Genomic DNA, 12,556 nt, shown 5'->3' on the forward strand with positions numbered 1-12,556 from the left:
TGGTTCGTGAAGAGCGGCTGCCCGGAAGACGCGTTGTCGAAGCACTTCGTGGGTGTATCGGCGAATCCGGAGGAAGTGGTCAAGTTCGGTATCGCGCGCGAAAACGTCTTCGAGATGTGGGACTGGGTCGGCGGCCGTTATTCGCTGTGGTCGGCTGTCGGCTTGTCGATCGTGATCTCGGTCGGGCCTGAAAACTTCGAGAAACTGCTGGCCGGCGCGCATGCCATGGACGAGCATTTCCGGAGCGCGCCGTTCGAGCGCAACCTGCCTGTCCTGATGGGCATGATCGGGATCTGGTATCGCGATTTCTTCGAGTCGCAAAGCGTGATGGTCGCGCCGTACTCGCAAGCCATGCGGTATCTCTCGTCGTATCTCCAGCAGCTCGAGATGGAGAGCAACGGCAAGTCGGCGCGGCTCGACGGCACCATGGTCGATTACCCGACTGCCGCCGTGATCTGGGGCGAACCCGGCACCAACGGCCAGCACGCGTTCTATCAGATGCTGCATCAGGGCCCGACGCTGATTCCGGTCGACTTCATCGCGGTATTGAAGCCGGAGCATCCGCTCATCGATCATCACGCCAAGCTGCTTGCGAATTGCTTCGCGCAAAGTGAAGCGCTGATGCTCGGACGTACGCTTGACGAAGCGAAGAAGGTTGCGGGCGAAGGCAAGGAAGAACTCGCGACGCATTTGAGCTTCCCGGGCAACCGTCCGACGACCACGATCATCCTCGATTCACTCACGCCGGAAACGCTAGGCGCCGTGATTGCGCTGTACGAGCACAAGGTGCTCGTACAGGGCGCGGTCTGGGACATCAATTCGTTCGATCAGTGGGGCGTGGAACTGGGCAAGATTCTCGGCAAGGTCGTTGAAGCCGATATCACCAGTTCGAAGTCCGATCCTTCCAAGCACGATTCGTCGACGTCGGCGCTGATCGCGCGGGCGCAAGCCGCACTGAAGAGCATCTAAGCGGCGTGGGGCGTTCCGGTCACTTGAGACTGGTACGCCCTTCGTTTTTTATACGCTCAAACTGTTCACGATTCGCCCGGCTTCGATTGTCACCGTCGCATCGCAGCGCTCGGCGAGTTCGGTATCGTGCGTGACGAGGATCAGCGTTGCGCCGTTGCGCCGGTTCATCTCGAACATCAGGTCGATGATCGCGTAACCCGTCGCGGCGTCCAGGCTGCCCGTGGGTTCATCGGCGAAAAGGATGGCTGGATGCGTGACAAACGCACGCGCCAGCGCCACGCGTTGTTGTTCGCCGCCTGACAAAAGCTTCGGATAATGCGCAGTCCGCTGACCCAATCCAACTTGTTCAAGGAGGTCGCGCGCACGCGACGTGATGTCCTTGTGCGGCACGCCGCCACGCAACTCCAGCGGCAACATCACGTTTTCCAGCGCGGTCAGATGCGGCATCAACTGGAACGACTGGAACACGAATCCGACCGACCCGCTGCGCAATGCCGCGCGTTCATCTTCATTGAGCGCGCCAAGGTCACGGCCGAGCAAGCGAACCGACCCGCTGCTCGCGCTGTCCAATCCGGCGAGCAGCCCAAGCAAAGTAGACTTACCCGAGCCCGATGCGCCGACTATGGCGACGCTGCTGCCTTTTTCTATCGACAGGTCGATCTGATCGAGGATGATCAATTCACCCGTCGCGTCCTTTACCCGCTTGCTTAAACCCCGTACTTCAATGACTGGTTCAATATTGTTTGGCATGGAGAGACTTAAGGTGAACTGGACACCACGCGCCACACTGGCGCTGCTGGCGATGGTCGGATACGCGGCCACGGCGCCGGCACAAGCGGCCGATGCGTTGGCCCAGACCGCAATGGCCGCGCCCGCGGCGCCGGCCATTGTGGTGCTGGGTGACAGCATATCGGCGGAATACGGTCTGCCGCGCGATACAGGATGGGTCAACCTGATGCGCCAGAAGCTGACGCAAGAGCGCTTCGATTATAGCGTCGCCAATTCAAGCATCAGCGGCGACACGACCAGCGGCGGCCTCGCCCGCCTGCCCGCCGCACTCAACCGGATCAAGCCGAAGGTAGTGATCGTGGAACTGGGCGCCAACGACGCGTTACGCGGCGTCCCGCTAGCCACCACCGAAACCAACCTGCGCACGATCATCGAGAAATCGCAGGCGGTCCATGCGAAGGTTTTACTCGTCGGCATGTACGTTCCGCCTAACTATGGCCCGGACTACTCGCAAAAATTCCACGCCGTGTACGAAAAGTTATCGAAGGAGAAACAGGTGCCGCTCGTCCCGTTCCTGCTTGCAGGCATGGAGAACAAGCCTGAAATGTTCCAGGCAGACCAAATTCATCCGACCCCTCAGGCCCAGCCTTTGCTATTGAACAACGTCTGGCCAGTTTTGAGACCTTTGCTGGGCACGCCATCGAAATGATGGGGATTTAGCCGTTTTTGAAGCGATTCACGTTTAAACCCCGTCACGCGTTGCCCAGCCGGCTTTCAGCCATGCGCGAAGAAAGGCCACGATTCAGCATCAAGACTTTCGCGTAACCCTGAAAAAACCCCGGCTCCGCTTGTGAGCGCATTCAAAGGAGGTAACGTGAAATATTTACCAATTCTCGCTATGACCGTCGCGATCTCGGCTTGCGCCGCTCAACCGCCCGCTAACGTCAGCCAGGTCGGCACGAGCCAGCAACCGCCCAAGGTGGTCGCACAATGTATCGCGCAGAAATGGGCCGATAAATCACAGCAACAAGTGGTGTCGCAAGACACGCTCGCGAACGACATGGCAGCCGATGTCTACGTTCCGGGTCAGCAACCGCCGAACGGCGCCGCCGCCGTCGTGCGTCCCAACTATTCGGGCCCGGGTTCGTGGGTCGGCTTCCGTGCCGCTGGCGCGGGCGGCAGCGACGCCACTGGCGATATCCAGGCCTGCCTGTAAGCAGGTTTTAGCGATAAAAAAAGCCCCGCTGGTTTTGGCCAGCGGGGCTTTTGTTTGTGTTGCGTACGCGTGAGTACGCTTCAGTTTATTGCGGCTGCTCTGCCGGCGCGTTGGTGGCCGGTGCATTGATCTTCACCTTGGAGCGCGCCTTCAATGCGTCGAGATACGATTCCATCTCGGCCTGGGCATAAACCTGCGCGACCTGCTGCTGCGCACCCGTCAGGCGGTCTGCGGCAACCGGCTCCGGCTTCTCGATCCCGTCCACGCGGTAGATCGCGTAACCATCGGCGCCAAGATCGACGCCTACGTAGGTTGGCAGCTTCGACGAATCCACCTTGAAGATCGCGGCGAGCGCTGCGGGCGGCACGCCTTGCGCGTCGTTACGCGATACCTTCGCCACCGATGAGAACCCTGTCGTCGAGTTTGATTTCTGCACGTCGGCAAGCTTCGCCGCGCCGTCCTTGCGCGCCATCTCCGCGGCTTGCTCTGCGACGACCTTGGTGCGCACTGCGTCCTTGATCGCGTCGAGCGCGGGGACGGCCGCCGGCTTGTAGTCCGTCACACGGGCTGCGACCAGCGTGCTGTTGCCGATATCGATAGCCTGCGTGTTGTTGCGCTCCTTCACCGCGTCCGAAGCAAAGATGGCGTTCAGGACCTTCGGGTTGTTCAGCGGGCTGTCGGCCGGCAGCTTCGGGTCGGGCTTCGGTCCGACCGTCGCGGTCTGGATCTGCAGCTTGTATTTATCTGCGGCAGGTTGCAGCGTCTTCGATTTTTCGTAGACGAGCGACGTGAAACCTTCGGCTTCATCGGCGAGATTTTTCGCGGCTTGCGTCGCGGTGACGTCACGCGTGATCTGGTCCTTCACTTCGTCGAACGACTGGGTGGCGGACGGCTTGACGTCGGTTGCCTGGATGATGTGGTAACCGAAATCCGTCTGCACCACGCCGCTGATTTCGCCCTTCTTCAGGCCGAACGCGGCGTCGTCGAATGCCTTGCCGCCCGCGATCATGCCGTGCGAGAAGTACCCGAGGTCACCGCCCTTTGATGCCGAACCCGGGTCCTGCGATTCCTTCTGCGCAATCTGCGCGAACTGGTCCGGATGCGCCTTCACTTGTGCGAGCAACGCGTCGGCTTGCGCCTTCGCCTTGGCCTTGTCGGCTGCGCTCGCGTCTTTCGGCGCGGTGATCAGGATGTGGCTCGCGCGCACTTCGGCCTGCGTCTTGAAGCGCGCGATGTTGTCGTCGTAGTACTTCCTGAGATCGGCGTCCGTGGGTTTGATAGCGGTCGCCAAGGTCGCCGGCGACATCACCAGGTACTGGATGTTCGCGGATTCCGGCGTCGTGAACTCGGCGCTGTGCGCGTCGTAGTAGGACTTGAGTTGCGCGTCGGTCGGCTGGACCTTCGCGGCGTAATCGGCGGTGCGCAAAGCAAGCCCCTGCACGTCACGACGCTGCTCGGCGATCTCGGTCAGGCTCTGCGCCAGTGTCTTCGACGTGAACGCGGTCGACTGGATGCTCGAAGGAAGCTGATCGGCAGCCAGGCCATAACGCACGCGCTCGTCGTATTGCTCGGGCGTGATGCCCTGCATGGCGAGCAGTTGCTTGTACTGGTCCAGATCGATCGAACCATCGGGCTTGCGCAACGATGCAATCGTCGGGTCGGCCAGGAGCGCGCGGCGCACGGCCTGATCCGATGCGGTCAGGTGCAGGCGCTGGGTTTCATCGGCGAGAACGCGCTGTTGAACGAGGCTGTCGATCAGCGAAGCGCGCATTTGCGGCGTTTCGAACATCTTCGGGTCGAACTGCGCACCGAGCATCTGGCGCGCGCGATCGACTTGCTGACGCATCGCGCCGTCGTACTCGACACGCGTGATCTTGTGGCCGTTGACGCTGGCGACGTTTGCGTTTTCGTCGAAGAAACTGCTGAAACCCTGGACACCCACGATACCCAATCCCGGCACGACGATCAGGATCAACAGGGCCATCATCAGGCGTTGGTGGTTACGGAAAAAGTCGAGCATGCGTGACGATTCTGCCTAATACGAAACGCCCGATGTTACAGCAGCGGGCAATAAAAAAGGCGAACCGGAGTTCGCCTTTCTCGTGAATTCGGCCGGTGTGGACGAGGTGCGACCTCCTGCCGGTGAGCCTTATCAGTCAAGGCGTTGCACGATTCGACGAACCGCGGTGCACCTTGAAAGTACGCTCGGTCAACGAACGGGCACTCTGTAAAGCGCGCGAAGTATAACATCCGCGCCCTTCTTGCCCCCCTTCTTGCCCCCCTTCCGGCCCCCTCTGCGGACTCGATAAACGTGCCGCTGAAACAGGATCCGCAACAATGATCCGGGCCCGTTTTGCGCGGCGAAATCAGTGCACGGCGTCATCGAGCAGGGTCAGGTCGCGCCGGCGGGTTTCCGTCGACAAGGACACGCCAATCAGCGTGATCGCCGACAACACTGCCATGTAGACGCCCATGACCCAGAACGCACCGTCCGATAACCCGATCAGGTAGATGCCGAGCAAGGGCGCGAGTCCGCCCGACAGCACCGCGCCCAGTTCGCGTGCGAGCGCCACGCCCGAATACCGGTAGCGGTTGCCGAAGAGTTCCGAGAAGTGAGCGCATTGCGCGCCGAGCATGCTGTTCGCGCCGAGCGCGAGGCCGCCGAACATCGCAATGTCGACCCATAGCGGTTTGCCCGTGCTCACCATGTACCAAGACGGCACCGACCAGAGCAGCATGAAGATCGCGCCGCCGCGATACACCGCAATGCGCCCGATCCGATCCGACAATGCGCCGAACATCGGCGTGGTGATCACGCTGGCCATGCTCGCGATCAGCGCGCCTGTCGTGCCGATCGAACTCAGCGCGGACGGCTTCATACCCAGCTTCGCGGCGACCGTGCCGCCCAGGAACGCAATGACGACTGTGGTGTAGATCGTCGATCCGCCCTGCTCGGCAAAACGCATCAGCGTGGCGGCGAGTACGGGACGGCGGGCGTGGGTGATGACGGTTTTCATCGGCGACTTGATGACGGCTTGCGCGCCTTCGAGGCTCAGGAACGTCGGACTCTCACGCAAGCGCAACCGGATCCATACCGCAACGCCGATCAGCACTACGCTCGATACAAACGGAATGCGCCACGCCCAATCAAGTATGGCCTGCTCACCCAGCACGTGTTGCATGATGCTGAACGTGCCCGTCGCGAGACCCAGCCCGGCGAAGATGCCGACGAACGGCAGCGCCGCGAAGAAGCCGCGTTGTTTGACGGGCGCGACCTCCGCCATGAGCGTCGATGCCCCCGCTTGCTCGGCGCCCGCGCCGAAACCTTGCACGAGCCGCAATACGACGAGCGATACCGCGCCGATCGTGCCGCTCGGCAACAGTCCGATCAGCATGGTCGATGTCCCCATGATCGCGATAGTCACGAGCAACACGAACTTGCGCCCCTTCCTGTCGCCGATGGAACCAAAGAACAGGCCGCCGAACGGCCGCGCGAGGAAGCCCGCACCATAGGTGCCGAAACTCGCCAGCAGCCCGGCTTTCGCGCCGAGCGCCGGAAAAAAGATATGACTGAAAACCAGTGCCGACGCGAGTCCGAAGATCGCAAAGTCGTAATACTCGAGGGCGCTTCCGACCGCGCCCGTGAGGATTGCACGCCGCAATTGCTGTGGTGAAACCGGCGCCTTGATTGGCGTATCGGCGAGCGACGCCGAAGGTAGTTCCGGTATTGGGGGGTGCTGCAGATCCATTTGCGTCTCCTTTGCAAATCGGTTTGCCGGTTGATTGAATCCCGGCTATTTCTTTATGTATGTATTGTCCGCTTCGGATTGTTCAGGGCTGCGCGGACGTATCGAATGAAACGGTTGTTCATGCTGCTTGATCGCCGATGATCTTCACGACTCCGCTGTGATCGATATCGCCGTGATGCGCGATGAGAGACGTGAAAAGCTGCGCGCTGAGTTGGGTGTACGGCATCGACGCGCCCACGTCCTGTGCCGCACGCAACGCGTTTTGAAGATCCTTGAGTTGCGAACTCGACCGGCCACTGACCTCGAAGTTTTTGTCGACCATGCGGCGGCCGTGGATGCGCAGGATGGTGCTGTCGGCGTAACCGCCCGCGAGCGCTTCGATCAGCATCGCGGGGTTCGCACCGCCCTTCGCAACCAGCGACAACGCCTCGGCCACCACGCCAATGGTCGTGCCCACGATCATCTGATTCGCGAGCTTGGCGAGTTGCCCCGTGCCGTGAGCGCCCATCAACACAGGCCGCCCCATGCAACGCAGCACGGGCGATACACGATCGAAGACCTCTGCATCGCCACCGCACATGATTGCAAGCGTCGCGTTTTCCGCGCCACTCGTGCCGCCTGATACGGGGGCATCGATATGTCGAACACCTCGCGCGGCAAGCAGACGCGCATGCGTGATCGCCTGGTCGGGACGGATCGAGCTCATGTCGATAACTACCGCATCGGCACTCAACGCCTGCGCCACGCCTTGATCGAACAGAACATCGTGCACGGTCTCGCCGTTTGCAAGCAACGTAATCACGATGTCGGCATTGCGAACCGCTTCAGCCGGCGAGTCCGCAACGTCCGCGCCATCCGCACGCAAGCGCTCGGCTTTGTCCCGGGTACGGTTCCAGGCGGTTAGCCCGTAGCCCGCCCTGAGCAGCACGCGTGCTTGCCGCTCTCCCATCAAGCCGATCCCGAGAAAAGCAATCTTCTCCGGCCGGTCCTTTGAATTCGTCATCGTCTCGCTACCTTGAAGTCACCCACTGCTGGACACGCGTTTCATCGTGAGGTATGGTTACCGGTAACCATTAAACGAATCTAACATGAGGAGATGGCATGCACAAGACGGATTTACTGGTAGTCGTCCGGTATCCGGAGCGTGACATGGCGGAACTCGAACGTCATTTCACGCTGCACGTCCTGTCGGATTGCGCCAATCGCGGTGCATTGCTCGCTGAAGTCGGTTCCCGCATTCGCGCGCTCGCCACCAACGGCGAAGCCGGCGCAAGCGCCGAGTTGATCGAGGCGTTGCCGGCGCTCGAGATCATCGTGTCGTACGGCGTCGGAGTCGATGCGATCGATCTCGCACACGCAGCAAAACGCGGCATTCGCGTGACCAATACGCCCGATGTGCTGACTGGCGATGTCGCCGACATGGGCATCGGCCTGATGCTTTCGATTGCGCGCCAGATCCCGGCGAACGATCGCCTCGTGCGCGACGCTCACTGGGGCAAGGCCGCAATTCCGCTCGCCACGCGCATGTTCGGCAAGCGCCTTGGCGTTCTCGGACTCGGCCGTGTAGGACGCGCACTGGCGAAGCGGGCCGCTGCGTTCGACATGTCCATTGCGTATCACGATCGCGTCCAGTTCGACGATGTCGGCTACACGTACTGCGACAGCGCCGTGGCCCTGGCGCGCGAATCTGACTTCCTCGTGATCTGCGCGGCGGCGGACAAGCAGAGCCAGGGATCTGTAAGCCGCGATGTGTTTGACGCCCTCGGACCCGACGGCATTCTGGTGAACATCGCGCGAGGAAGTATTGTCGACGAACCCGTGTTGCTCGAATATCTGAACGAACGCCGTATTCGCGGCGCCGCGCTGGATGTATTCTGGAACGAGCCTTCAATCGATCCGCGTTTTTTCACGCTGGACAACGTCGTGCTGCAGCCGCACCGCTCCAGCGCAACCGTTGAAACGCGCAGTGCGATGGCGCAACTGGTGCGTGAGAACTTGAAGGCGTTCTTCAGTGGCGCGCCGCTCGTGACCGAGTTTTCCACGCGTTGAACCTAGAACGAAGCACTGACTCCCCTTACAAATAAAACGGACAGACAAGCATGTCGAATCAATCGAACACCCCGCAAAACCGCCTTCGCAGCCGCCGCTGGTTCGATGATCCCTCCGACCCCGGCATGACCGCGCTGTATCTCGAGCGCTATATGAACTATGGCATCACGCGCGAAGAGCTGCAGTCGGGCAAGCCGATCATCGGTATCGCGCAGACGGGTTCCGATCTCGCGCCGTGCAATCGTCATCACATCGAACTCGCCACCCGCGTGCGCGATGGCATCCGCGACGCCGGCGGCATTCCGCTCGAATTTCCGGTGCATCCGATCCAGGAAACCGGCAAGCGTCCGACCGCCGCGCTCGATCGCAACCTCGCTTATCTCGGGCTCGTGGAGATCCTGCACGGCTATCCCATCGATGGCGTCGTGCTTACCACCGGCTGCGATAAAACCACGCCCGCATGCCTGATGGCCGCGGCCACGGTCAACATTCCGGCGATCGTCCTGTCCGGCGGCCCGATGCTCGACGGCTGGTATCACGGCAAGCTCGCAGGCTCCGGCACGGTGATCTGGGACGCGCGCAAACGGCTGTCGGCGGGTGAGATCGACTATCCGGGATTCATGGATATGGTGGCGTCGTCGGCGCCGTCGGTCGGGCATTGCAACACCATGGGCACCGCGCTTTCCATGAACTCGCTCGCCGAAGCGCTCGGCATGTCGCTGCCCGGCTGCGCGGCGATCCCGGGTCCGCATCGCGAGCGTGGCTGGATGGCTTATGCGACCGGCAAGCGGATCGTGGAGATGGTCGCCGAGAACCTGCGGCCTTCGGACATCATGACCAAGGGCGCTTTCGAGAACGCGGTTGTCGCGGCGGCGGCGCTCGGCGCGTCATCGAATTGTCCGATCCACATGATCGCGATTGCGCGGCACATGGGTATCGACCATACGCTGGAAGACTGGCAGCGGCTTGGGCCCGAGGTGCCGCTGCTGGTCGATTGCCAGCCGGCGGGACGGTTCCTGGGCGAAGCGTTTCATCGCGCGGGCGGCGTGCCGGCGGTGATGAAAGAACTGTTCGATGCCGGCCGTCTCGACGCCTCCGTGCGTACCGTGACCGGCAAGACGCTGGGCGAAGATCTGGCCACGGTCCCCGTGCCTGACCGCGAGGTCATCCGTGCCTATGAAAACCCGTTGAAGGAATCGGCGGGTTACGTGGTGCTCTCGGGCAACCTCTTCGACAGCGCCGTGATGAAGGTCAGCGTGATCGACGAAGCCTTCCGCAAGCGCTTTCTCGCCGATCCCGATCATCCCGACGTGTTCGAGGGCAAGGTCGTCGTGTTCGAAGGTCCGGAGGACTATCACGCGCGTATTGAAGACCCGGCAACGGGTGTCGATGAACGTTCGATCCTCGTCATCCGCAATTGCGGGCCAGTCGGCTTCCCCGGGGGCGCCGAAGTGGTGAACATGCAGCCGCCGGCAGCGTTACTCAAGCGCGGTATCGACACACTGCCAACGCTCGGCGATGGTCGTCAGAGCGGGACATCGGCGAGCCCTTCGATTCTCAATGTCTCGCCGGAAGCAGCCGTTGGCGGTGGCCTTGCATTGCTCGTATCGGGTGACAGGATTCGCATCGATTTGAAGACGCGCAAGGTCGATCTCATGATCCCCGAGGCCGAACTCGCGCAGCGTCGTGCGGCATGGAAGCCGCCCGTACTTGAGAACATGACGCCGTGGGAAGAGATCTACAGAAGCATGGTCGGGCAGCAAGGCAGCGGCGCATGCCTGGAACCGGCGACGTTGTATCTCAACATTGTCGAAACGCGGGGCGAGTCGCGGCATAACCACTAAGACAACCACTAAGTGCCCAGCTTCGTGCATGCCACCCGGGAGCACTAGGTGCTCTCGCGCGGCACGACTTCGTAGTGAATTTCGATGACGGGTGGAGACGGCTTGCGCCTGGTCGCAGCGGTCGTTTTCACGCCGCGCGTCTTGTCGAGCTTTTCATCGCCTTCCACTTCGTCCAGTGCCGTGAGCAAGGACTCGCCGGTGGCGCGGCCAATCCCATAGGCATCGACTGAAACGGTCGTGATGGTCGGATAGCAATGCCGCGAGACCTCGAAGTCCCCGAAGCCCGCAATCGCGATATCCCCCGGGACCGCCAACCCCAGCCGATGACACGCCATCACCGCGCCAAACGCGTGGATGTCGCTTGCGCACATGACGGCGTCGGTGTCGGGCCAGCGTTCGAGCAACTGCTGCAACGCGGCCGCACCATGCGCCATTGCAACGCCGTGCGCCATGGTCGTGGTCCATGCGCTTTTGGTAATGTCGCGCGGTTCGCAACCGGCCGCCCTCACCTCCTTCAGATACCCGCGACGCCGATCGATACCGCGGCTATCCAGCTTCGACGCGCTGCTCACGAACGCGATGCGCTTATACCCGCGTTCGTAGAGATGGCGCACCATCGCGCGCGATGCATCGACATTCGAGAATCCCACGACCCGGTCGATAGGATCGACCGGCATGTCCCATGTTTCGATCACCGGAATGCGCGCCCGGGCAAGCAGCGAATGCGTCTCTTCGGTGTGATGGCTGCCCGTCAGCACGATGCAGCGCGGCTGATAACGCAGCATGGCGCGCACGAGCTCTTCCTCGCGCGGCAATTCGTAGTCGGTGTTGGCCAGCAGCAATTGCATGCCGGCCGGTTCGATCACGTCGTTGATGCCACGCACGGTATCGGAAAAATTCGAACTCGACAGCGACGGCACGAGCACCGCGACAAACGACGATTTCCCTGACGACAAGGCACCCGCCGCCGCGTCCGCCACATACCCCAGTTCGTTGACCACGTTGAGCACGCGTTCGCGGGTGGCGGCGGCCACCGGCCTGCCGGCGAGCACGCGCGATACGGTCATCTTGGAGACCCCGGCAATGCGCGCTACATCGGCCATGCGAGGCGGCGCGGAAGTCGGAGGCGTGTGGTCGTCGGGCATCGTGCTTAAGTCATTAACGGGGTTCGTTAATGATACTGGATGACGATTCGCTGCAAATCGCGATGCGTCCACTAAGTTGCCGACCCATGGGAAAGCTGAAAAGCAAAAAGCCCGCTGCGTGCGGGCTATGAAGTTTGCTTTGATGCTGCTTGAACCACGATATTGGCGGAGCGGACGGGACTCGAACCCGCGACCCCCGGCGTGACAGGCCGGTATTCTAACCAACTGAACTACCACTCCATTTTGTGCTGCTTACCGCTTGATTCGAATCGGAAAACGACATGCCTAAGAGTTTAACGACACCTCTGCCAGCCTTGCGCGACAACCGTTTCAATCAATCGGGGACGAAGTATATAACGAAATTTCCGGCGGCGCGAAGATTTTTATATCGGGATAGAAATGAGCGTTTCAGTGGCCGCCGGCACCTTGCGTGGCTACGAGATCCTGCGGCGGGTCATCGGGTAAATGCAACGGCTCGACCTTCCCCACGATCACCAGATAACTGAACGCGCCAAGCACGCAAAAACCGCCAGCAACGACAAGCGGCACAGTGAACGAGCCCTTGGTGAGCTGCACCATGAAACCGGTGAAGGTGGTAATGACGATGCCCGCGAGATTCGAGGCAAAGTTCTGGATTCCGCCAATCGATGCGACATGATCCGGCGTTGGCGCGACATCGCCGGGCAGCGACCAGATGCTTGCCGCTGCAAACGCCAGGCTTCCATAAGCGATGCCGAACGATGCCAGCATCAATGCCGTGCTCGTGGTGAACGCGGACACCGTGATCACCGACGACAACAACATCCCGCCGACCATGCAGGTCTTGCGCGCCTTGGTGAGGCTCCAGCCGCGCTT

At 61.4% G+C, this 12,556-nt stretch carries 10 protein-coding genes, 1 tRNA gene and 1 pseudogene; 5 read left to right on the forward strand and 7 right to left on the reverse strand.

The genetic code is table 11. From position 1 onward, the window contains the following. Window positions 1-969 (forward strand): glucose-6-phosphate isomerase (gene pgi / locus ACFFAR_RS12175; protein WP_174365563.1); only part of this gene is annotated, 969 nt, incomplete at its 5' end. A gap of 48 nt (window positions 970-1,017) precedes the next feature. Here pgi and ACFFAR_RS12180 read toward each other — a convergent pair. Next, the gene (locus ACFFAR_RS12180) at window positions 1,018-1,719 is read right to left on the reverse strand and encodes an ABC transporter ATP-binding protein (protein ID WP_062169908.1); all 702 of its coding nucleotides are present in this window, start codon (window positions 1,717-1,719) and stop codon (window positions 1,018-1,020) included. Between ACFFAR_RS12180 and ACFFAR_RS12185 the strand changes: the two genes are divergently transcribed. Both ACFFAR_RS12185 and ACFFAR_RS12190 read left to right on the forward strand, forming a co-directional pair. Beyond that, entirely contained in the window at window positions 1,694-2,407 is a 714-nt protein-coding gene (locus tag ACFFAR_RS12185) for an arylesterase (RefSeq protein ID WP_375507936.1), read from the forward strand. The two genes, ACFFAR_RS12180 and ACFFAR_RS12185, sit on opposite strands and share 26 nt — an antisense overlap. A 165-nt stretch (window positions 2,408-2,572) precedes the next feature. Continuing rightward, entirely contained in the window at window positions 2,573-2,914 is a 342-nt protein-coding gene (locus tag ACFFAR_RS12190) for a hypothetical protein (protein WP_062000838.1), read from the forward strand. An 85-nt stretch (window positions 2,915-2,999) separates the two neighbouring features. On the opposite strand, the gene ACFFAR_RS12195 is transcribed toward ACFFAR_RS12190, so the two are convergent. From ACFFAR_RS12195 to ACFFAR_RS12205, 3 genes are all read right to left on the reverse strand, one after another. Then, window positions 3,000-4,934, reverse strand: coding sequence for a SurA N-terminal domain-containing protein (locus ACFFAR_RS12195; RefSeq protein WP_375507937.1), 1,935 nt, complete (start codon window positions 4,932-4,934; stop codon window positions 3,000-3,002). A gap of 346 nt (window positions 4,935-5,280) precedes the next feature. Beyond that, window positions 5,281-6,663, reverse strand: a complete 1,383-nt coding sequence (locus ACFFAR_RS12200; RefSeq protein WP_075357744.1) for an MFS transporter — start codon at window positions 6,661-6,663, stop codon at window positions 5,281-5,283. A 118-nt stretch (window positions 6,664-6,781) separates the two neighbouring features. Next, the gene (locus ACFFAR_RS12205; RefSeq protein ID WP_174362970.1) at window positions 6,782-7,666 is read right to left on the reverse strand and encodes an NAD(P)-binding domain-containing protein; all 885 of its coding nucleotides are present in this window, start codon (window positions 7,664-7,666) and stop codon (window positions 6,782-6,784) included. Between the two features lie 98 nt (window positions 7,667-7,764). Here ACFFAR_RS12205 and ACFFAR_RS12210 point away from each other — a divergent pair, with 98 nt between their 5' ends. Both ACFFAR_RS12210 and ACFFAR_RS12215 read left to right on the forward strand, forming a co-directional pair. After that, window positions 7,765-8,712 carry a 2-hydroxyacid dehydrogenase gene (locus tag ACFFAR_RS12210; RefSeq protein WP_174362969.1) on the forward strand — a complete coding sequence of 316 codons (948 nt, stop codon included), beginning with the start codon at window positions 7,765-7,767 and terminating at the stop codon, window positions 8,710-8,712. 50 nt (window positions 8,713-8,762) lie between these two features. After that, window positions 8,763-10,556 (forward strand): dihydroxy-acid dehydratase, encoded by a 1,794-nt coding sequence (locus ACFFAR_RS12215; RefSeq protein ID WP_174362968.1) that lies wholly within the window; start codon window positions 8,763-8,765, stop codon window positions 10,554-10,556. A 44-nt stretch (window positions 10,557-10,600) separates the two neighbouring features. Here the strand turns inward: ACFFAR_RS12215 and ACFFAR_RS12220 are convergent, their stop codons facing one another. The 3 genes and pseudogenes from ACFFAR_RS12220 to ACFFAR_RS12230 form a co-directional block, all read right to left on the reverse strand. Further along, window positions 10,601-11,701 (reverse strand): LacI family DNA-binding transcriptional regulator, encoded by a 1,101-nt coding sequence (locus ACFFAR_RS12220; protein ID WP_075357747.1) that lies wholly within the window; start codon window positions 11,699-11,701, stop codon window positions 10,601-10,603. Between the two features lie 163 nt (window positions 11,702-11,864). Then, window positions 11,865-11,941, reverse strand: a tRNA-Asp gene (locus ACFFAR_RS12225). Window positions 11,942-12,109: 168 nt separating this feature from the next. Further along, window positions 12,110-12,556 (reverse strand): annotated as a pseudogene (locus ACFFAR_RS12230) (MFS transporter); the annotation flags it as partial.

Source organism: uncultured Caballeronia sp., assembly GCF_964243625.1.
Lineage (GTDB): Bacteria > Pseudomonadota > Gammaproteobacteria > Burkholderiales > Burkholderiaceae > Caballeronia.